At 70.8% G+C, this 20,399-nt stretch carries 17 protein-coding genes, 1 pseudogene and 2 riboswitches; of the genes and pseudogenes, 5 read left to right on the top strand and 13 right to left on the bottom strand.

Translation table 11 applies throughout. The features are described 5' to 3' along the window. From AC08OT_RS05730 to fbaA, 6 genes and pseudogenes are all read right to left on the bottom strand, one after another. Positions 1-308, bottom strand: a pseudogene (locus AC08OT_RS05730) (hypothetical protein); the annotation flags it as partial. A gap of 196 nt (positions 309-504) precedes the next feature. Continuing rightward, positions 505-1,788, bottom strand: a complete 1,284-nt coding sequence (locus AC08OT_RS05725) for an adenylosuccinate synthase (protein ID WP_462186406.1) — start codon at positions 1,786-1,788, stop codon at positions 505-507. Between the two features lie 91 nt (positions 1,789-1,879). Further along, on the bottom strand, positions 1,880-2,314 hold the full coding sequence (locus AC08OT_RS05720) for a DUF3151 domain-containing protein (protein ID WP_476592069.1): 435 nt from the start codon (positions 2,312-2,314) through the stop codon (positions 1,880-1,882). Between the two features lie 86 nt (positions 2,315-2,400). Then, a complete protein-coding gene (locus AC08OT_RS05715; protein ID WP_476602598.1) occupies positions 2,401-3,120 on the bottom strand; it encodes a transglycosylase family protein in 720 nt (239 codons plus the stop codon). A 2-nt stretch (positions 3,121-3,122) separates the two neighbouring features. Continuing rightward, positions 3,123-3,319, bottom strand: a riboswitch (cyclic di-AMP (ydaO/yuaA leader). 451 nt (positions 3,320-3,770) lie between these two features. Next, positions 3,771-4,448, bottom strand: a complete 678-nt coding sequence (locus tag AC08OT_RS05710; protein ID WP_476592071.1) for a transglycosylase family protein — start codon at positions 4,446-4,448, stop codon at positions 3,771-3,773. A gap of 6 nt (positions 4,449-4,454) precedes the next feature. Then, positions 4,455-4,690, bottom strand: a riboswitch (cyclic di-AMP (ydaO/yuaA leader). A 928-nt stretch (positions 4,691-5,618) separates the two neighbouring features. Continuing rightward, positions 5,619-6,656 carry a class II fructose-bisphosphate aldolase gene (gene fbaA / locus AC08OT_RS05705; protein WP_476592072.1) on the bottom strand — a complete coding sequence of 346 codons (1,038 nt, stop codon included), beginning with the start codon at positions 6,654-6,656 and terminating at the stop codon, positions 5,619-5,621. Positions 6,657-6,883: 227 nt separating this feature from the next. Between fbaA and AC08OT_RS05700 the strand changes: the two genes are divergently transcribed. From AC08OT_RS05700 to AC08OT_RS05680, 5 genes are all read left to right on the top strand, one after another. After that, entirely contained in the window at positions 6,884-7,483 is a 600-nt protein-coding gene (locus AC08OT_RS05700) for a DedA family protein (RefSeq protein WP_476602597.1), read from the top strand. Positions 7,484-7,792: 309 nt separating this feature from the next. After that, positions 7,793-8,854: a CAP domain-containing protein gene (locus AC08OT_RS05695; RefSeq protein ID WP_476592074.1), complete on the top strand. Its 1,062-nt coding sequence runs from the start codon at positions 7,793-7,795 to the stop codon at positions 8,852-8,854. Further along, positions 8,778-10,076 (top strand): NAD-dependent epimerase/dehydratase family protein, encoded by a 1,299-nt coding sequence (locus AC08OT_RS05690; protein ID WP_476602596.1) that lies wholly within the window; start codon positions 8,778-8,780, stop codon positions 10,074-10,076. Before AC08OT_RS05695 ends, AC08OT_RS05690 begins: the two co-directional genes overlap by 77 nt. Beyond that, positions 10,069-10,656, top strand: a complete 588-nt coding sequence (locus tag AC08OT_RS05685; protein ID WP_476595022.1) for a GNAT family N-acetyltransferase — start codon at positions 10,069-10,071, stop codon at positions 10,654-10,656. The genes AC08OT_RS05690 and AC08OT_RS05685 overlap by 8 nt, the downstream gene beginning before the upstream one ends. Before the next feature lie 438 nt (positions 10,657-11,094). Beyond that, complete coding sequence (locus AC08OT_RS05680; RefSeq protein ID WP_476592655.1) at positions 11,095-12,180, top strand: nucleotidyltransferase domain-containing protein; 1,086 nt, start codon at positions 11,095-11,097, stop codon at positions 12,178-12,180. 24 nt (positions 12,181-12,204) lie between these two features. Here AC08OT_RS05680 and AC08OT_RS05675 read toward each other — a convergent pair whose 3' ends face one another. The 7 genes from AC08OT_RS05675 to AC08OT_RS05645 all read right to left on the bottom strand — a co-directional run. Next, on the bottom strand, positions 12,205-13,554 hold the full coding sequence (locus AC08OT_RS05675) for a PH domain-containing protein (RefSeq protein ID WP_476592656.1): 1,350 nt from the start codon (positions 13,552-13,554) through the stop codon (positions 12,205-12,207). Beyond that, positions 13,551-14,036: a PH domain-containing protein gene (locus AC08OT_RS05670; protein WP_462186393.1), complete on the bottom strand. Its 486-nt coding sequence runs from the start codon at positions 14,034-14,036 to the stop codon at positions 13,551-13,553. The genes AC08OT_RS05675 and AC08OT_RS05670 overlap by 4 nt, the downstream gene beginning before the upstream one ends. Positions 14,037-14,152: 116 nt before the next feature. Continuing rightward, entirely contained in the window at positions 14,153-16,762 is a 2,610-nt protein-coding gene (clpB, locus tag AC08OT_RS05665) for an ATP-dependent chaperone ClpB (RefSeq protein ID WP_476592657.1), read from the bottom strand. 134 nt (positions 16,763-16,896) lie between these two features. Next, positions 16,897-17,502 (bottom strand): heat shock protein transcriptional repressor HspR, encoded by a 606-nt coding sequence (locus AC08OT_RS05660; RefSeq protein ID WP_476592658.1) that lies wholly within the window; start codon positions 17,500-17,502, stop codon positions 16,897-16,899. Beyond that, a complete protein-coding gene (gene dnaJ / locus AC08OT_RS05655) occupies positions 17,499-18,689 on the bottom strand; it encodes a molecular chaperone DnaJ (RefSeq protein ID WP_462202767.1) in 1,191 nt (396 codons plus the stop codon). Before dnaJ ends, AC08OT_RS05660 begins: the two co-directional genes overlap by 4 nt. A 113-nt stretch (positions 18,690-18,802) precedes the next feature. Further along, positions 18,803-19,618 (bottom strand): nucleotide exchange factor GrpE, encoded by an 816-nt coding sequence (gene grpE / locus AC08OT_RS05650; protein WP_476592659.1) that lies wholly within the window; start codon positions 19,616-19,618, stop codon positions 18,803-18,805. Further along, a partial coding sequence (locus AC08OT_RS05645; protein ID WP_476602595.1) for an Hsp70 family protein occupies positions 19,615-20,399 on the bottom strand: 785 nt, incomplete at its 5' end. The genes grpE and AC08OT_RS05645, both read right to left, overlap by 4 nt.

Below are 20,399 nucleotides of genomic sequence, written 5' to 3'. Positions count from 1 at the left end.
GCCCGCACCGTGACCGGTGGTACCAGGTGTTCGGCCGCGCAGAAGTCCAGGAAGTCACGGATCTGGGCGTCGACGTGACTGGCGACGGCCGCGGCGCGTTCGAGCCGCTGCGCCTCGGCCCGCTTCGAGCTCCGGATGGCGTGGCTGCCCCGCAGCAGCACGTCGGTCAGTGTCTGTGGCAGAGCCTCGCCGGTGGGGGAGAACCCGACCGGCCAGGCGTCGGAGTCGGTCGGGTGCAGGTAACCGCGTCTCACGGCCGGTGGCCAACGGGCCGGTTGCGGGGCTTCGGCCGGTTCCGGCAGCGACAGCGGTGTCCGCCCGGGGATGGAAGGGTCGTCATCCGACGGCCGGGACCTGACAACGGCCACCGCCACCACCCCCGGACGTCATTGCTTTGCGTGACCGCCCAAGCGTCGATGGTAATGCTTCCGGCTGCAACCGGAACCGACCGGATCTTGGCCCGCGCCGGGCGGGATCAGACCAGGTCTTTTCGGACCAGTTTGTTCAGACCAGGTCATTGATGACGAGCGTCTGGTCCCGCCCGGGACCGACGCCGACCGCCGACACCGGGGCGCCGGAGAACTCCTCCAACGCCCTGATGTAGTCCTTCGCGGTGCCGGGCAGGTCGGCGAACGACCGGACGCCGGAGATGTCCTCGTGCCAGCCGGGCAGGTCAGTGTAGATCGGCTTGGCGTGGTGGAACTCGGTCTGGGTCATGGGCATCTCGTCGACCCGTTCGCCGCCGATGTCGTAGCCGACGCAGATGGGCACCCGGTCGAAGCCCGACAGGACGTCCAGCTTGGTGAGGAAAAGGTCGGTCAGACCGTTGACCCGCACCGCGTAGCGGGCGATTACGGCGTCAAACCAGCCGGTGCGCCGTGCCCGGCCGGTCGTCACGCCGAACTCCCCGCCAATGCGGCGCAGCTCCTCTCCGACCTTGTCGTCCAGTTCGGTGGGGAAGGGGCCGGCGCCGACCCGGGTCGTGTAGGCCTTGATGATGCCGATCACCCGACTGATCCTCGTCGGGCCGATGCCGGCGCCGGTGGCCGCGTAGCCGGCGGTCGGGTTCGATGACGTGACGAACGGGTAGGTGCCGTGATCGACGTCGAGGAGAGTGCCCTGGGAGCCTTCGAGCAGCACGACCTTGCCCGCGCGCAGCGCCCGGTCGAGAATCAGGCCGGTGTCGGCGATGTGGGGTTGGAGGCGTTTCGCGTAGTCGGCGTACTCCTCGACCACCTCGTCTAGCTCGATCCGGCGCCGGTTGTAGACCTTGGCCAGGACCTGGTTCTTCTCCCGTAGCACCAGTTCGAGCTTCTTGTGGAAGATGCCCGGGTCGAGGAGATCCTGCACTCTGATGCCCGTACGGGCAACCTTGTCGCCGTAGGTGGGACCGATGCCGCGACCGGTGGTACCGATCCGCGCCTTGCCCAGGTAGCGCTCGATGACCCGGTCCAGCGCCCGGTGATGGGGCATGATCAGGTGGGCGTTCGCGCTGATCAGGAGCCGGGAGACGTCGATGCCGCGGGCGGTGAGCCCGTCCATCTCGGCCAGCAGCACGCCCGGGTCGATGACGACCCCGTTGCCGATCACGGGAACGCAGTCGGCTCGCAGCATGCCACTGGGAATCAGGTGGAGCGCGTAGCTCTCCGCCCCGATGACCACGGTGTGGCCGGCGTTGTTGCCACCCTGGTATCGGACGACGTAATCGACGGCGCCGCCCAAGAGGTCGGTCGCCTTTCCTTTTCCCTCGTCGCCCCACTGGGCACCGATGAGGACAAGAGCAGGCACCGGGCGAGGTTACTAGGGATGGCGGGGCCGTGGGGCCGGCTGCGGCGTCCTCGCTGGCCTCCACCACCGACGCGGCCTGATGAACTCACTGTCAGGTGAAGCCGATCTCACTGGCGGTGACGGGATTGCTGCCGGTCAGGAACGTCCGGCAGCGGGTGGCCTCCTCGGCCTCCCCGATGGCCGCGGCCGCCCGGACGAGAGCGGCGAGTGAACGCAGGAACCCGCGGTTGGGTTCGTGTGACCAGGGGATCGGCCCGTTGCCCTTCCAGCCCGAGCGGCGCAGGGCGTCGAGGCCGCGGTGATAGCCCGTGCGGGCGTAGGCATAGGCCTCGATGGGTCGTCCGCCGGTGAGCGCGAGCTCGGCGAGCGCGGCCCAGGGCGCGCTGAACGCGGGCAGCCGGGCGGCGACGGCATCCGGCGGATCACCGGCGGCCAGCGCCTCGGTCGCGGCCGCGTCGGAGGGCAGGAGCGTCGGCGGCGGACCGGAGAGCAGGTTGGGCTTTCCCGAGGCGGACGGCGTCGTCATGAGTGCATCCTGCCCGACGACTGGCCGCACACGTCATGGAGGTCACCCCGGACGCGCCCGCCCTGCGCGCACGGTGACCGGGTCGGTCAGGCCCTGACGCTGACGTTCCACAGATTCTGGCCGACGACCCCGGGTTGACCGTCGTTCACCCGGGTGAGGTACGAGTACAGCGCGGCGATGCCCTGCGACTGCGGTCCGAACTTGCCGTCGACGGTGAGTACGAAGCCCTTCTGGCGCATTCTGTCCTGCCAGACGAAGGCCTCCGGGCGGACGTCGTCGCTGAGGGACGCGTCGAGGACCGTGCCCCTGAACGAGCCGTCCCCCATCTCCCGGCGAGCCCGGTCCAGCGTCATGGGGGGTTCCACCGGGGTGATGGCCTGCTGGATGACGTCGCCAGAGCCGCCCGGGACACTGGCCGGGCCGTTGTTGGTCAGGCCCATCTTGACCGAGCAGGACGGCCATGGCTGCCAGCCCCGCTGGTTGTAGAGCTTCGCGGCCGCCTCGTCCTGCGTGGCGGGCGACGCCTGGTACGGCCGGCCGGAGTACCCGAGCCCGTGCCAGGTCCGGTCGTCGAACTGGTAGGCACCGGAGAAGCCGTTGCCGGTGTTGATCGCGTAGTTGCCGCCGGACTCGCACTGGCGGAGCTTGGCGAAGTCATCGGCGGTGGCCGCGCCCGCCGGAGCCGCGGTGACCGCGAGGCCGCTGCCGACGATGGCCGTGACCGCGCCGGTGGTGCGCAGGATGCGACCGGCGGGCGATGGGGCCTGCGGTGCTCGATGTCTGCCGCCACGACGCCCAGAGGGCATGTTCGTCCAATCCCGTCGCCTGCGGGGTGAGCTGTCGGGTGCGGGCTGGGATGGCCCGGCCGGAGGATCCGACCCCGGGTGGCGAGTAGGAACCGCTCTCCACCATGGACCGGGATGCACCGGCTTTACCCCAAGGACGCTGCTTGCGGCGCCCGAAATGTGGGTCCCCCACTCCTGCCCGCTGCGGTTGATGTTCGTTCCGGCCGCTCGCACGGGGGCAGGACTCGGCGTCCGTCCGGGCGGCCTCGCCGACGAGGCGAGTGAGCGGCACTCTAGCGAGAACCGCTCATGGAGCGCAAACCGGGGTGGTCCGGAGTAACCAGTGAGGATCGCGCGAATCGTGCCACTTCTGTACAGGTTCCGCAGGTGGCTCGCTGGTCCTGCTGTTCCTCGCCGGCCTTGCCGAAGATCGGCTCTGCCGGAGGCCGGTCAGGGTGTGGTCCGGGTGATGTTGGTGGTGGGTTGCACGGGCCAGCCCGTACGGGCCGTCAACCGGAGATCGTCCGGAGGCCGGTCGGGCCGGCCCATCGTCGAGGTGAGATCCCCTGACCGGTGTCGCCGGGGTGGGATGTCCGGTTGCCGCGGCGGTCGTCCCCCGTCGCGGGAGCGGAGTGAAGAGATCAGCTGACGGAGCTGACGGAGTGAATGGATCAGCTGAAGGTGGCCCGCCAGGTCGCCGGGCCGACGATGCCGTCGACGGCGAGTCCCTTGGCGGCCTGCAGGGCGCGGGCGACTGCGGCGGAGCGTGGTCCGTAACGGCCGTCGATCGTGATCGGATACCCCAGATGGTTGACGCGGGCCTGCCAGGCCCGCACGTCGTCACGTACCTGCCTGGCCAGTGCGGTCGTCAGGTTACGGGTGAATACGGGGGTGCTCACGGAGATGGGGCTGACCGTCAGCTCACTGCGTTTCGCCGTGCGCGACGCCTGGCCCGAGGAGCTCGACGAGCCGCCCGCGAGCTGGTCGGCGCCCATCCCGCGGCCACAGGTCGGCCACTGGCCGAAGCCGGACCGCCGGGCGAGCTTGAGTGCGGCCTCGTCCTGGACAGCCGGGGGAGCCTGGTGCGGCAGACCGCTGTAGCCGAGGCCGTGCCAGGTGCTGGCGGAGAACTGGTAGGCGCCGTAGTACGCGTTGCCGGTGTTGATCGTGTAGTCACCGCCGGACTCGCACTGCCGCAGGCCCGTCCAGGTGGTGGCCGCACCGGCCGGCTGGCTGAGCGCGAAGGTGCCGCCCACCGCTGCCGCGAGTACGGGTGCGACCACGAGGGCCCGGGCCCGGCTGCGGGTACCGGCGCGGCATTGTCGGCCACTGATACGTGCGTCGGACATGTCTTGTGGTCCTTCCCCACGCCTGCGAGGTAAGCTGTCGGATTCGGACTGGGAACTGCCCGGCCGTGCCAGGGATTCCCTGGAGACGGAAGCCGCACCGGAAACACCTTTCCGTGTGGTCGTCGCACATGGCTTCACCCCGAGAGCATCGAATCCTTTCGATACTCGGAGATGGGTCCCCCGTTCCTGCCGCCCGGTTCGAGAAATCGTCGGCCGGGGGCAGGATTCGGCGTGCCGCCCGACGAATGCCCGGCGTTGTTGCCGGGCACGGCGAAAACCATAACCACGCCGCCCGGCGAGTCGCCAAGCATTGAATAGGGTGCGTGAAAAAGAGCACACTCGGCGCGCCTGCTTGAGCAGGAATCGACGGCCTGGTATCGCGCGTGCGCGCCCGCTCATCAAACTGGCGGTACGACGTGCGGAGGCATTTGTGCTTGGCCGATCACCCTGTTTGCCGATGGGCGACGATGAGCGGAGAGTCCCGTATCAGGCCAGATGTGTGATATGTCAACAAAGGTGTGACGGCCCTGCTACGAGATCGACGCGAGTGATCGGCCTGATACTACGCTTCGTCCGTTGAAGCCTGTTTTTGTGAGAAAAACAACGGAAATCGGGCGGTAACTTGCAGCGTTGTGATTTTTGCACACGGCGGATTCGATCGAACACCGATTGTGAAAATTGCCTGTCGGGCCGCCACGCTGGACGAAGGGGTTCCGTGGGGCGGGGCGGTAGGTGAACGGTTACCGAAGGCCCGGTGCGTGTCCGCTAATGTGGCCGCAACCTGCTGGTCGCCAGCGGAGGCGGCGTTACGCGAGGAGCGGGGTCCCTCGCCCGGTAAACAGTGGTCCCCCAGCCGTCGGAGCGACCGGGGAACCGTGGGGCCGGCATAGTACGGGAAATCGGCAGGTCGTGCATCGGACCGGGGCGGGTCGGATGTCCGCCGCGTGCCGGTCGTTCCGTCCGCCGGAAACGATGGAGAGTGTCGGGTCGAGGGGTCCGGAGAATGCCCTCGGACGAGCGGCGGCGGTTGCCCGGTTGCCCGTTTTCGCGGCCGGCGGCTATCTGTCCTCCTGCCCGCCTCCTGTCCGCCTCCTGTCCGCCGGCCGGCGGTCCGGCCGGACGGTATCCGACGAACCGATCCCGCCAGCCGGCGTACGCTCCTGGCCCGGACTATGCCCGTCCGAGGCTGGTGCCGGCGGAACGGAGGTCCTCACACGCCTGGGCGACGCGGGCCGCCATGCTGCTCTCCGCGAGCTTTCCGTAGGTACGCGGGTCGTATGCCTTCTTCACGCCGACCTCACCGTCCACCTTGAGAACGCCGTCATAGTTTTTGAACACGTGGTCCACGATGGGGCGGGTGAATGCGTACTGGGTGTCCGTGTCCACGTTCATCTTGACCACCCCGTAGTCGAGCGTCTCGCGGATTTCGGTGAGAGCCGACCCGCTACCGCCGTGAAAGACGAGGTTGAACGGCTTCGCGCTGGCTGGCAGCCCGAGCTTCCTGGCGACGTACTCCTGTCCTTCGTGCAGAATCGTCGGGCGTAGCTTGACGTTTCCGGGCTTGTACACACCGTGCACGTTGCCGAAGGTGGCGGCGAGCAGGTAGCGCCCCTTCGCGCCGGTGCCGAGCACCTCGGCCGTCCGCCACATGTCCTCCGGCGTCGTGTAGAGCTTCTCGTCGATCGCGCCGACGACGCCGTCCTCCTCGCCGCCGACGACCCCGATCTCGACCTCGAGAACGATCTTCGCGGCGGCGGCATCCGCGAGTAGTTCCTCGGCGATCTTGAGGTTCTCCTCAAGGGGGACCGCCGAGCCGTCCCACATGTGCGACTGGAAGAGCGGCTCGCGCCCCTGGGCCACCCGATCCTTCGAGATCGCGATCAGGGGACGGATGTAGGTGTCAAGCTTGTCGGCCGGGCAGTGGTCGGTGTGCAGGGCGATGTTGACCGGATACGCCTCCGCGACATGGTGGGCGAACTCGGCTAGTGCCTCCGCGCCGAGGACCATGTTCTTCACCGTCGAGCCGGACAGGTACTCGGCACCGCCGGTGGACACCTGCACGATGCCGTCACTGCCGGCTTCGGTGAAGCCCCGCAGCGCGGCGTTCAGGGACTGCGACGAGGTCACGTTGATCGCGGGGTAGGCGAAGGACTGGGCTTTCGCCCGGTCGAGCATCTCGGCATATACGTCTGGCGTGGCGATGGGCATCGGTGGGGCTCCTTACGAACCTGTAGGGGCGCCGATCAGCCCTGCACCCGCGGTGCAGGACAGCCGGATCGGGCCGAAGCCCGCCGTGGACTCCTGATGGGCGAAGGGTATGACGCCTTGCCCCGTCCCGGGGTCGGATGCGGCTGACGTCGCCGACGCGGTGCCGGTCCGCGCGCCGGGCGCGGGGCGCGGGGCGGGTGCCGACCAAGGGTCGGCACACTGGTCGAGTGGATGTCGGCAGCCTGTCCGGGATGACGCTGTACGTCGTCCTCTTCGCGGTCATCTTCGTCGAGAGCGGGATCCTGATCGGGTTCTGGCTTCCGGGTGACACCATTCTCTTCGCGGCCGGGCTGATGGCGGCGGACGCGGCGTCGAACGTGTCCGTCGCGGTCCTCTCGATCGGGGTCGCAGCGGCGGCCACCGTCGGGGCGGTGGCGGGCTACTACACCGGGCATCGCCTCGGCCGGCCGTACCTGGAGCGCAGGTACGCCACGGTGCTGGCCCGTACGGAGGAATTCTACCGACGGTTCGGGCCGATCACCCTGGTCGCGGCCCGCTTCGTGCCGTGGGCGAGGACGTTCGCGCCGGTACTCGCCGGGGCCGTGGCGATGTCATGGTCCCGCTTTCTGATCGCGGTCATGCTCGGAGCGCTCGTCTGGGGGACCGGATTGGTCCTTCTGGGCTATACGGCGGCCGCCATTCCTGGGCTGCGGGACGCGGCGGTGTGGATCGCGCTCGTCGTGATCGCCATCTCCGTCATCGCCGGGATCGCCGGTGAGCTGCTGCGTCGGCGATCGGGCCGGCTCCCCGACCAGGGGCCGCGGTAGTCCGTGTCGGGCGAGGAGCGCCGAGGGTCGGGCGAGGAGCGTAGGGATGTTGTCCGTTAGTGCCCCGCGGCGCCGGATCCCGTCGGGAGATCCGTGGACCGGTAGTCTCCACGACGTTACGACCAGATCACATTGGACGATCAATTCCCTTTCCTATGGCAATTTCTGGCTATGGCCGGCTAACCTTGATCGATCCAGGTACGCGGTCGGGGGGTCCGACCACCGAAGGATTCGATGCTTCGACACCACAGGCGGCACCATGCGGAACGGCGTCGCGCCGGCCCCGTCCTCTGCACCGCGGCAGGGGCCTTGACCGCGGTTCTGGCGATCGTGCTGCTCGCGGGTGGTCATTCGGGACCGCGTGACGGTGACCACGTGGCCGGCCGCGTCGGCGCGCAGCCGGGTCGGGGCGTGGTCGGGGTGACGGCCGGGGTCCCTCCCACGTCGATCGCGGATCGGATCGCGGATCGGGGTGCGCCGACCGGGCCCGGGGCCGAGCCGCAGCCCGCCGCTCGCCCGGCCGGTCCGGATCAGCTGCCCGCTGCGCGGGCGTCGGCTCTGGCCCTGGCCGCGCCGGTGACGGCTCCGTCCGCGTCGGCCCCGGCGCCGGCTGTTATCTCGCCGCGCCCGCCGTACCTGCCGGCCTCCTGGACGAGCCTGGTCGGTCAGGCCGTGACCTCGACCAACCTCGAGCGCCGGGCGGCCGGTTGCCCTCCGTTGATCGTCGACTTACGGTTGGCCGCCGCGGCCCAGGCACACAGCGTCGACATGGCCACGGCCGGCTATTTCGGCCACGACAGCCCGGACAGTCGCTCGCCCTTCGACCGGATCGCCGCCGGCTTCTCCTTCTCCATCGCCGCCGAGAACATCGCCGCCGGTCAGCGCACCGTGGCCGAGGTGATGCGCGGATGGATGAACAGCCCGGACCACCGATCGAACATCCTCACCTGTTCGTTGACCCGGATCGGCGTGGGCTACGCGACGGGCGGCAGGTACGGCACCTACTGGACCCAGGACTTCGGGACGCCGTGGGGCCCGGCCCACTTGCCGGGCGCGACCGGCCCGTGGCATCCCGCGAGGTGCACCCGACCTCGATCCTCCGCGACTCGCGGGGATGTCCCGGTCCTGATCAGTAGTCGATCCCGTAGGGTCGGGTCATCGTCGCCGACGGCAGCGAGCACGGCAACGAGCACGACAGCGAGCGTGGTAAAGCCCGCGGACCCAGCCGGTAGACGGGCTGGCGGGCCGCGCGGCAGCGCCGTCGGCGAGGGTGATCCTGGCAGGAGGAGTGACCTTGGTTCGGGCGGTGGTCACCGGCGCGGCCGGCTTCCTCGGCGGAGCGCTGGCCCACGCGCTGCGGCGGCGCGGTGACGACGTTGTCGCCATCGACATCCGGCGCGCGCCGGGTGTCATGCAGGCCGACGTCAGCCGTCCCGGTGAGTGGGAGAAAGCCCTTTACGGCACGGAGCTGGTGATCCATGCCGCCGCCATCGGGACCGGTGGCGTCGCGGAACTGACCCCGGTGCGTCCCGGCCGAGCCGGAGCGCCGGTACGGGTGCCCGACGCCGAGATCCGGCGGGTGACCCTCGGCGCCACGGCGGCGTTGCTCGACGCCGCGGGTCGGGCCGGGGTCGACCGCTTCATCCATCTTTCCTGTGTGGACGTGCTTGCCCGGACGAGTGGCCCGGTCCCCGGCGGGACCGGGGACCGGGGGCCCGCGCGAGCCGTCGGCCGACCACTGGACGAGACCACGCCGATCGGGCTGACTGGCGACGTCCGCGCCGACGCCATGGCCGCCGCGGAACAGGCGGTCGGGTCGGCCGCTGCGCACGGACTCGGCGCGACCGTCCTGCGGATCGGGGACGCCTACGGTCCCCGGGCTGGTCGCTGGACCCTCTGGCCGGTGCTGCTGATGCGGGCCGGGCGGTTCGTCCTCGTCGACGGCGGCCGGGGTGTGCTCAGCCCCGTGCATGTCGACGACGTGGTCACGGCGGTGACCACCGTCGCCGGTGCGGACCGGTCGGCGGTCGCCGGTGAGGTGCTGCACGTGACCGGGGGGGAGTCGGTGTCCGCCGCCGACTTCTTCACCTTTTACTGTCAGATGCTCGCGATCGCGGCGCCCCGCTCCGTACCGGCCAGGATCTTCGAAGCGGTCGACGCGATTGATCGTGTCCGTTCGTTCGCGGAGGGTTACCGGAGGCGAGGCGCGGACGGTTCCGCGGCTGAGACGCCACCCCTCCCCACCCACCCGGTCCCGGCGGTCTCGACGACCTCGGTACGGCCAGCGGGCTCAGCCGTTCCGGCCGCCCCGGCCGTTCCGATGAACTCGGCGATCCCGTCGCGGCGGGCACCGGGCCTGGTCCGCGGTGTCGGTGCCCGTCTGGTGGCCGGAGTCGATCCCCGCGCCCGGGTGGACCTCGGTCCGCTCACCGTGCGCACCCTGACCCGCGACGCGGGCCTCTCCATCGAGAAGATCCGGGCCCGGACGGGATGGTCGCCGGTCGTGCGGCTGCCCGAGGGCATGAACCGCACCGAGTCCTGGCTCCGGGAACGGGGTCTGCTCGGGGTCCGGGAGCCATCCCGTCGTGGGTGAGGGCCCTACACTCACCACCTCCCGACTACTCGCACTCCCGCTCACCATTTGGAACGCGGGATACGTCGCCGAGGAGCTCGCGCCTTCGCTGGCGTTCACGGTCATCACCCCGCGATCAGGCGCGCGTGGCGCTCCCGGTGACGGATCCGGCCCCTTCGGCGGAATCGTCGGGACCGATCCTGCCGCGGGGGCGCCCGATCCCGACGATCCGGCGGGGGCGCTGCGGCGCGAACTGCGCCGTCGGGCGAGCGCCGGCCATACGGTCCTGACCTGGGTGCTGCGTCGCCATCCGGGTCGCCATCCAGGATCGGCGGCGGTGGGCCTGCTCGCGGCGGAGGCCCACGGCCGGCGGGTGGTGGTCGGGGTGTCGATCGTGCTCGGATGCCGGCGCAGCGGCTACGCCACCGAGGCGATCCGCGCGGTCGCGGGATGGTTCGAATACCGCGGCGCTCTGGTGGAGACGCGGATCCGGCGCGGGGACAGCGTGGGGAAGCGTCTCGCGCAGGCGACCTCGTTCGTGCCCACCGGTGTGCTGATCGCCGATTGGTGGCGGATCTGGCTGCGTCCGCCGCCAAGTTGACCATGGAGGTTTGTCACGCAACGTCATTGGGCGCCGGGCTTCGTCCGGGCCTGGCGCCGCGGGTCACCGCCGACCGCTCCGGTACCGTCCGGATCCGGCCGTCATCCGGCCCGAACGGGCAGAACCCATGTCCAGCCGCCTTTCGCGGCGCGGCAGAAGGTCATTGTGACGGTACTGTTACCATGCTGTGTTGTCGGCTGGGTGACAGCTCCCGGCTCATTCTTTCGTCGTCACGAGGAGAGTGGTGAACACGCCGCGGAGACAGCCCCCTGTTCAGACTGTGATGCCCTGGGGCACCATGTAAGGCGATGTCGCGACCAATGGCCGACGGGCCGAAGCTGGGCGGGGCGTCCGTGGGGGTCCGTGGGAGGGCCGTCGCGTGCCCGGGGAGGGGAGCCCGAACGGTCCGGCGCCACCTGCGCCTGGGAGGTCAGCACCATGAGTGTGGATACCCCTCGGGGGACACCGGCCGGAGTCCGGCCGAGCGAGGTCACGTACGACCATCTGATCATTCCGCCGCACTGGCGTCGGCCGAAGGAGTCGGCGCCGGGGACGCTCAACCCTCTGTTCCCCTCCGAGGGAGGCCTCCGCTCCGAGCCGGCTGCGGCCGGCTCGACGTCGCCGATTAACCCGACAACCGGTCCGCTGACGGGTCCGCTGCTGGTCGGCACCACGGCGCGTGCCTTCGCGAAACTCGACGACCTGATCTGTCTCAGTGCCGAGGACCGTGCCGTCGTCGCGGCTCGCCGCGACGAGGCGGAGCGGGCGCTGCGCGCGATCTTCCCGCCTCGTTGCGCGCTGCCGCTGGTCGGGGTCGCCACGATCGGCTCGGCGGGGCGGGACACCATGATCCGTCCGCTCGACGAGGTCGACATCTTCGCGGTCTTCTCGGCGGCCAACAGCGCCTGGAAGCGTTTCCGCTGGGACTCCCGCGACCTGCTGCTCTGTGTACGCAACGCCATCGGCGGAGATCGGATCCAGACGATCGGCAGCCGCGGCCAGGCGCTGCGCATCGTCTACGACGCCCCCCCGGACGTCCATCTGGTGCCGGCCTTCGATCATCCGCGTGCCGGGTACGTCATACCCGACCGGGTCGGTGGCTGGCTGCCGACCCGGCCGGAGCGGCACACGAGCTGGGCGGCGGACCTCGGCCCCCGGGTGATCTCGGCGGTCCGCCTGCTCAAGGCGTGGAACCGGGTGCGCGGCAGCCACCTGCGCTCCTTCCATATCGAGGCGCTCGCCGGGCAGGTCCTCGCCGGTCGCGGGCTCAACACCCGGCAGGGGCTCGCCGAGGTCTTCCGGCACCTGGACGACGTCGGCCTCACCGTGGCCGACCCGGCCGGCGTCGGCGGGGACCTGTCGTCGTACCTGCGTGCCGAGGACATCGAGGCGTTGGCCGAGAGTGTCCGGCTCGCCCGGATCTACTCGGCGAAGGCGGTGGATGCGGAACAGGCCGACGATCACGAGGAGGCCGTGAACCTGTGGGGTTCCCTCTTCGGACCGGAGTTCCCCACGTTCGGCTGAGGGCGGGCCGGTAGCGCGCTTCGTTTACCCGGCGCCCCGACTCATCCAGCGGTCCGGTACGGCGTGGCGCCGACCGATCCGGGATCGCTCGGCCTGCGCGGCGGCGAGCGAGACCGCCTCGTCGGCGTCGCGCAGGCCGGCGCGCACCGTCACCGGGCCGCCGGTGGTATCGAGGTGCACGTCGGCCAGCCGTAGCAGTCTGGCCAGCGGGTTCTGCACGATCCGGATGCTCTGCACCTTGCCGTGAGGGATGAGATCGGTGTGCCGCCGGACGATTCCCCGGTGTACGACGAAGACCGTGTCGTCCGCTCCGCAGGACAGCCGCCGCCAGTGGAGCGGGGCGAGCCAGGCGGCCCGGCGTGGCGGCCGGGTCATCGCCACCGCGGCGACGTCCACTCCGGGCAGCAGCCGGCCGATCAGGGCCAGCGCATCCGCCCGGCGGGCCACCGGTAGCAGCACGGAGGGTCCGCCGCCAGCCACGTTCATCCGGACCGTCACCCAGCCCGACCAGCGCCACAGCGCCGGTTCGCCGATGCTGATCGCCTGGACCCGTCCCGGCGGGACCGTGGCGTGGGTGCGGTTGAGCAGACCGCTGATGATGCGCAGCCCGTCGGGTGACTCGGAGACGGTGTAGGGGTAGCCGGCCGCGAACCGGCGAAACGTCGTGTGCCAGAGGCTGCCGAGCATCGGAACGGCGCCGAGGGCGCCGGTGAGGATACCGGTCAGCAGGGCGGGCGTGGCGATCGCGGCCGCGCCGAACAGCGCCACCCACGGCGCGGGGGACAGCGCGATCGCGGCTACCAGCCGCCGTGGTGGCACCTCGGCGAGTGGGCGCTGCGGTGCCTCGCCTACGTCCGGCGCGAATCCCGCGGCGGTGGCCAGCAGCTCGGCCCGCAGCCGCTGGGCGTGACCCACCGACAGGTACCGCAGGTCGGACCCGGAATCGGTGTCCAGTTCGGAGCGTTCCCTGCCGGCGAGATCGAGCCGGAGGATGGCGAGCCCCGCGGCTCGGGCGAGAAGCGGTTGGGCGATGTCCACCGACTGTAACCGATCCAGCCGGACATGGCGGGTCCGTCGGACCAAAAGCCCGGTATCGAGCCGAAGATTGTCGCGTTCGACCCGGTAGCGGGTGAACCGCCAGGCGCAGTATCCGTAGATGCCGGCGGCGGGGATCAGGAAGATCAGGGTGAGCCCGATGATGCGGGGCGTGGCGTCGTCGGCGAGGTTCCTGCCGACCGTCGCCACGAACGCCGCGACGATCACCCAGCCGCGCAGGAACGGGGTGAGCCGATGCAGCCGGTGAAACCCGTCCTGGCCGGGGCGTGTCGCCCGAGCCGGCGCTTCGCCGGTGGTGGACCCCCGCTCGATTGTCACAGCCCGGCCGACCGGGCTTCACCGCGTTCGGTGAGCGCGTCACGTAGCCGTGCGGCCTCGTCCGGGGCCAGGCCGGGGATGACGGCATCGCTGTCCGCGGCCGCGGTGTGCAGCTGCACCTTGGCGATGCCGAAACGGCGTGCCAGCGGCCCGGCGGTGACGTCGACGAGCTGCATCCGGCCGTACGGCACCACGATCAGGCGACGCGTCAGCACCCCGCGGCTGATCAGGAGATCGTCCTCCCGCTCGGCGTAGCGCCAGGCCTGCCAGCGGAGGCCGATCGAGCGCCAGAGCCAGCCCGTCACGAGAACCGGCGCCACCGTGATCAGTATCCAGGGCCAGCCGCCGAACGCCGCCGTGATCAGCAGGGTGAGCGCCACCACCGGGACGGCTCCCACGATCAGGAGCGCCCGTCGAAGCCGCCGTAGGTCCGGTGGCAGGACCCGCCACTGCGCGGGATCCGGCAGAAGAGCGTCGTGCATTCCGCAACAATAAGTCGCACATCCGATACGTCCGGCCCGAATCGGCCGAGGAACCGGCGGCGCGCCGTCCCCACGATGGTCCTCGCCCGGTCTGCGGCGATTCGCCGGGAGGCCTGTCAGAGGGACTTGACGGTGGCGGCCTTGACCGTCAGACCCGAGCGGTCCGGCGCGGCGTCGACGAGCATCTCGTCGCCGTCCCGGATCTGCCCGCCGAGCAGTTCCCTGGCGAGCTGGTCGCCGATCGCTGTCTGGACCAGCCGCCGCAGCGGGCGGGCCCCGAACACCGAATCGTAGCCGACGTCGGAGAGCCATCCCTTGGCGGCGTCGGTGGTGTTGAGGGTGATCCTCCGGTCGAGCAGCCGGGCCCGCAGCCGATCGAGCTGGAGATCGACGATGCGGGCCAGCTCGTCCCGGCCCAGCTGGTCGAAGACGAGGACGTCGTCGAGGCGGTTGAGGAACTCCGGCTTGAAGGCGTCGCGCACGGCGACCATCACCGACTCGCGGCGCACCTGCGGGCTGAGCGTGGGGTCCGCGATGAACTGCGACCCGAGGTTCGAGGTCAGGATAAGGATCGTGTTGCGGAAGTCCACCGTGCGGCCCTGGCCGTCGGTGAGCCGCCCGTCGTCGAGAACCTGCAGCAGGACGTCGAAGACGTCCGGATGGGCCTTCTCGACCTCGTCCAGCAGGATGACACTGTACGGCCGGCGGCGGATCGCCTCGGTGAGCTGACCGCCGGACTCGAACCCGATGTACCCGGGCGGGGCGCCGATCAGGCGGGCCACCGAGTGCTTCTCGGCGTACTCGCTCATGTCGATGCGCACGATCGCCCGCTCGTCGTCGAAGAGGAAGTCGGCGAGCGCCTTCGCGAGCTCGGTCTTCCCGACCCCGGTGGGCCCGAGGAAGAGGAAGGAGCCGGTCGGCCGGTCCGGGTCGGCGATCCCGGCCCTGGCCCGGCGGACCGCGTCGGAGACGGCCCGCACCGCGTCGTCCTGGCCGATGACCCGCGCGTGCAGTGCGGACTCCATGCGCAGCAGCTTCGCCGTCTCGCCTTCGAGGAGGCGACCGGCCGGGATCCCGGTCCAGGCGGCGACGACCTCGGCGACATCGTCCGGGCCGACTTCCTCGTTGAGCATCGCCCCACCGGGGGAGTCCGCGCCGGCCAGCGCGCCGGTCGCCGCCGACAGCCGCTTCTCCAACGTCGGGATGGTGCCGTACCGCAGCTCCCCGGCCTTGGCGAGGTCGAGGTCGCGCTCGGCGAGCTCCGCGGCGCGCCGCGCGTTCTCCAACTCCTCCTTGATCTTCTGAACTTCGGAGATCGAGTCCTTCTCCCGGTGCCAGCGGGCCGTCAGGCTCGACAGCTCCTCACGCCGGTCGGCGAGCTCGCGCTGCAGGCGCCCCCGCCGCTCGCGGGAGGCCTCGTCGTTCTCCTTGGACAGCGCCATGTCCTCGATCTCCAGGCGGCGCACGGCGCGCTCGAGTTCGTCGATCGCCACCGGCCGGCTGTCGATCTCCATGCGGAGCCGGGACGCGGCCTCGTCGACCAGGTCGATCGCCTTGTCCGGCAGGAAGCGTGCGGTGACGTAGCGGTCGGACAGGGTGGCCGCGGCGACCAGCGCGGTGTCGGTGATGCGCACGCCGTGGTGCACCTCGTAGCGTTCCTTGAGCCCGCGCAGGATGCCGATGGTGTCCTCGACCGTCGGCTCGCCGACGAGGACCGGCTGGAAGCGACGTTCCAGCGCCGGGTCCTTCTCGATCCGGGTGCGGTACTCCTCCAGGGTGGTGGCGCCGATCATGCGCAGCTCGCCGCGGGCGAGCATCGGTTTGAGCATGTTGCCGGCGTCCATCGCTCCTTCGGCCGCGCCGGCGCCGACGACGGTGTGCAGCTCGTCGATGAAGGTGATGATCTGACCCTCGGCCTCGCGGATCTCGTTGAGGACGGAGGTCAGCCGCTCCTCGAACTCGCCGCGCAGCTTGGAGCCAGCAACCATCGAACCGAGGTCGAGCGAGACGATGCGCCGGCCGCGCAGCGACTCGGGCACGTCACCCGCGACGACCCGCAGCGCGAGCCCTTCGACGATGGCCGTCTTGCCGACCCCGGGCTCGCCGATGAGGACCGGGTTGTTCTTCGTCCGCCGCGACAGCACCTGGATGACGCGGCGGATCTCGGCGTCGCGGCCGATCACCGGGTCCAGCTTGCCCTGCTGCGCACGCTCGGTGAGGTCGATGGAGTACTTCTCCAACGCGCGGTAGGAGCCCTCCGGGTCCCGGGTGGTCACCCGCCGGGCGCCGCCGCGCACCTTCTCGAAGGCGCCGCGCAGCGCGTCGGGGGTGGCGCCGGCGGAGGTAAGGATCCGCCCGGCCTCGCCCCCCTCCTCGGCGAGCGCCACGACCAGATGCTCGACCGAGGTGTACTCGTCACCCAGCTGACCGGCCTGCCGCTCGGCGTTGTTCAGCACCGCGATGAGCTGGCGGGACAGCTGCGGCGGGGACACGCTCATGCCCGTCGCGCGGGGCAGCCGCGTCACTGCGGCCTCGGCTCGGGAGCGCACCGTGTCGACCGAGGTGCCCGCGGACGCCAGCAGCGCCGCGCCGACCCCGTCAGACGCTTCGAGCAGTGCGGTGAGCAGGTGGAGGGGGTCGACGAGGGGTGACCCGTCGGCGGTGGCTCGACTGATCGCTGCGGAGAGTGCCTCCTGCGACCGGGCGGTGAGGCGTTCAGCGTTCATGGCGGATCCCAGATGGTCGGATGGCGTGCACTGTCGCTTTTTCAACGCTCAGTATACCTGAGTCGTTCCCACTCAACCTTGCGGGCGCGCCGCGATGAACCCCCTGCATCCGTTTGCCGGCTCCGCCCGGCCGGTCAGCGGCGGGGCAGCGGCCGCCAGACCACGAGCGCGCCGCGATCCACCGGGACGAGGTCGCGCCGGTGACTGGCATGCGCCTCGGCCACCGCGCGGTCCGTGTCGGCGCGGGACCGGGCGAGCTCCTCGGTGAGCTGACGCACCTGCGCCTGCAGCGCCATCACCTGGGCGCTCAACCGGAGGATCTGCTTGATCCCCTCCAGGTTGACGCCTTCCTCCTGGGACAACCGCTGCACCTCGCGCAGCAACGCCACGTCCCGGGCGGAGTAACGCCGCCCCCGCCCGGCCGTGCGCCCGGGCGTGACCAGCCCGAGCCGGTCGTAGGACCGCAGGGTCTGGGAATGCATCCCGGCGAGCTGCGCGGCGATCGAGATGACGTAGACCGGTGCGTCCTCGTCGTGGGCCGGGCCCGGCAGCGGGCCGGCGGGGTAGTAGCCCTCCGGCCGAATCTCGGTGTCCGGCCGAACCTCAGCGGGGGACGCCGCCGGTCCTCTCTGGAGCTGCCGTTCCCCTGTTCGCCCTGCTCCCATCGCTCGCCCTGCTCCCGTCGCTCGCCCGCGCCGGGCGGGCGACGGGTCGGATGTGCGGTTCGGCCGCCCGGTCATCCGCCTGCCCCCATCCGTTCCATCAACGGCGCCCGTGGGTCCTCGGGATGGGCCTGGGCGAACTCCAGCAACGCCGTACGTGCCCGTGGCGAGAGATCACTCGGCTTCGGCACCGTCACCTCGAGGGTGACGATGAGGTCCCCGTTCCCGCCCCCGGCTGTGGGGACACCCCGCCCGCGGGCCCGCAGGCGTCGACCGCTGGAGGTCCCCGCCGGTACCTTCATCGTGAGCGGAGCACCGTCCAGGGTCGGCACCCGTATCGATGCGCCGAGGGCGGCCTCGGTGATCGTCACGGGGAGAGTGATCGCCAGGTTGTTCCCCTCCCGCTCGAACACCGGATGGCGCAGCACGTGCACCGTCACCTCGAGATCACCGGCCGGTCCGCCCCGTTCGCCGGGTATGCCACGCCCCCGGACCCGCAGCCGCTGTCCGTCGCTCACCCCAGGTGGGATGCGGATGCGCTGCTCACGCTCACGCCGGCCGGTGCCCCGGCAGTCCGGGCAGGGATGGTCGATCAAGGTGCCCTTGCCCAGGCAGTCGCGGCAGGGCTCGGAGAGTGCGAAGCCACCCTGGGAGCGGGACACCACGCCCAGTCCACGGCAGGTCGGGCAGGTGCGCGGCGTCGTGCCGGGACGCGCCCCGCTGCCGGTGCAGGTGGTACAGGTCGCGGCCCCGGGAAGCCGGACCGACGCCTCCAGGCCGGTCAGCGACTTCTCGAAGGGGATCGTGACCTCGGCCTCGATGTCGGCACCCCGACGCGGGCCGCGTCCGGGTGCCGACCGCTGGAACAGGTTGTCGAAGATGCCGCCGAGGCCGCCGTTCGCCCCACCGAGAAGGTCGTCGAGGTTGAGGTTCGGCCCGCTGCCGTAGCCCGTGCCGGGTGCGCCGAACCCGCCGTAACCCCCGGCTCGGCCAGGCCCGCCGAAGCCGCCGCCGGGACGACCGCCGGCCGCGAACAGCGCCCGGGCCTCGTCGTACTCCCGTCGACGGCCCTCGTCCGAGAGAACGTCGTAGGCCTCGGAGACCTCCTTGAACCGCGCCTCGGCCTTGGCGTCCCCCGGGTTCTTGTCGGGGTGCAGCTCACGGGCCAGCCTGCGGTACGCCTTCTTGATGTCGGTCGCCGAGGCGTCCTTTGGAACGCCGAGAGCGGCGTAATAGTCCTTCTCGACCATGTCGCGAACACTCACGGCGCCCCTCCTTCCTTCACGATGTCATCCGCGCGAGGCGGTGGCCGGCCATGCCCGTCAGACCCCGGCTCGCGGACGGCCGGACGGACCTGGCTCCCCTCTTCAGCCGGTGTTCAGTCGGCGCTGACAGTGGGCCCGCCGTTGTCCGGCCCGGGCGCACTGCCCGTGTCATCGGGGACCGATGCCGGCCGATTCGGCGGGCCGCCTGCCTGGCCCGGGCCGCTCCCCGCCGCCTCGCCGGCCCCGGCGACGACCTCCGCCTCGACAGGCTGATCGACGGTCTCGTCCACCTCGCCCGACGGTTCCGCGACCGACACCTGCGCGGGCCGCAACACCTTGCCCGCGTGCAGGTAACCCGCCCGGAAGACGTCCACGCAAGTCGGCCCGCTCACGTCCGACCGATAGGAGTGCATCAGGGCCTCGTGGACCGACGGGTCGAACTCGTCGCCCTTCGCCCCGTAGCGCTCCAGCCCGGTCGCCTCCAGGGCTGCCTCCAAGGCCTCCGCGATCGCCTTGAACGGGCCTTCCAGATCGCCGTGGTCACGAGCCCGGCCGATGTCGTCGAGGGTCGACAGCAGACTCGCCAGCAGCTTCGCCGTCGCCTGCTCGCCGATCTGCTGACGGTCCCGCTCGACCCGCCGACGGTAGTTGTCGAACTCGGCCTTCAGGCGCTGCAGGTCCGCGGTCCGCTCGGTGACCTGCTGGCGTAGTGACGCCACGAGCTCACCGTTACCCTCGCCCGCCGGGACTCCGGCGGGTGGAACCTCCGTGGCCGTCGGGCCGGGGGACGCAGCGGCCTCCGGCCGGACCTCGCCGCTCTCCGGATCGATCCGGCGCCGGTCCCGCACCACCACCGGGGGCTCTTCGGCCTCGTCCCGGCCGTCGGGCCGAGACGAACCCCACCAGTCCGCGGCCTGGCTTGAGGTCACTTCTTGTCCTCCTCATCCACGATTTCCGCGTCGACCACGTCGTCGTCGGCTGCTCCGGCGCCGCCGGAGGCACCCGCGCCCTCCTGGGCGGCCTGCGCGTACATGGCCTGGCCCATCGCCTGGCTAGCCGCGGCCAGCGCGTCGGCCGCCTCGCGGATCGCCGCCGTGTCGGTGCCGGCGACGGCGCCCCGCAGCGTGCCGAGCTTCTCCTCCACGTCGCTCTTCACCGCGGCGTCGATCTTTTCGCCGTTCTCGGCGAGGAACCGCTCGGTCGAGTAGACGAGCGTCTCGGCTTTGTTGCGGGTCTCGGCCTCCTCCCGGCGCCTGCGGTCCTCCTCGGCGTACTGCTCGGCGTCGCGGACCATGCGGTCGATGTCGTCCTTCGGCAGCGCCGAGCCACCGGTGATGGTCATCGACTGCTCCTTGCCGGTGCCCAGGTCCTTCGCGGACACGTGCACGATGCCGTTTGCGTCGATGTCGAAGGTGACCTCGATCTGGGGCATGCCCCGCGGGGCGGGCGGCAGGCCGGTCAGCTCGAACATGCCGAGCTTCTTGTTGTAGGCGGCCATCTCGCGCTCGCCCTGGAAGACCTGGATCTGCACGGAGGGCTGGCTGTCCTCGGCGGTGGTGAAGATCTCCGATCGCTTGGTGGGGATCGTGGTGTTGCGCTCGATGAGCTTGGTCATGATCCCCCCCTTCGTCTCGATGCCGAGCGAGAGTGGGGTGACGTCGAGGAGCAGGACGTCCTTGACCTCGCCCTTGAGCACGCCGGCCTGCAGCG

The sequence above is a fragment of the Frankia sp. CgJB1 genome, assembly GCF_977947065.1.
The sequence above is the reverse complement of the archived record's forward strand: the minus strand, read 5'-3'. Positions and strand labels throughout refer to the sequence as shown.

Coding starts and splice junctions, on each gene's coding strand:
- AC08OT_RS05720 (WP_476592069.1), bottom strand. CDS start 2,314: ATGACGACGCCGTCCGCCTCGGGAAAGCCCAACCTGCTCTCCGGTCCG.
- AC08OT_RS05660 (WP_476592658.1), bottom strand. CDS start 17,502: ATGACCGGGCGGCCGAACCGCACATCCGACCCGTCGCCCGCCCGGCGC.
- AC08OT_RS05710 (WP_476592071.1), bottom strand. CDS start 4,448: ATGTCCGACGCACGTATCAGTGGCCGACAATGCCGCGCCGGTACCCGC.
- fbaA (WP_476592072.1), bottom strand. CDS start 6,656: ATGCCCATCGCCACGCCAGACGTATATGCCGAGATGCTCGACCGGGCG.
- clpB (WP_476592657.1), bottom strand. CDS start 16,762: ATGAACGCTGAACGCCTCACCGCCCGGTCGCAGGAGGCACTCTCCGCA.
- AC08OT_RS05680 (WP_476592655.1), top strand. CDS start 11,095: ATGAGTGTGGATACCCCTCGGGGGACACCGGCCGGAGTCCGGCCGAGC.
- AC08OT_RS05715 (WP_476602598.1), bottom strand. CDS start 3,120: ATGCCCTCTGGGCGTCGTGGCGGCAGACATCGAGCACCGCAGGCCCCA.
- AC08OT_RS05670 (WP_462186393.1), bottom strand. CDS start 14,036: ATGCACGACGCTCTTCTGCCGGATCCCGCGCAGTGGCGGGTCCTGCCA.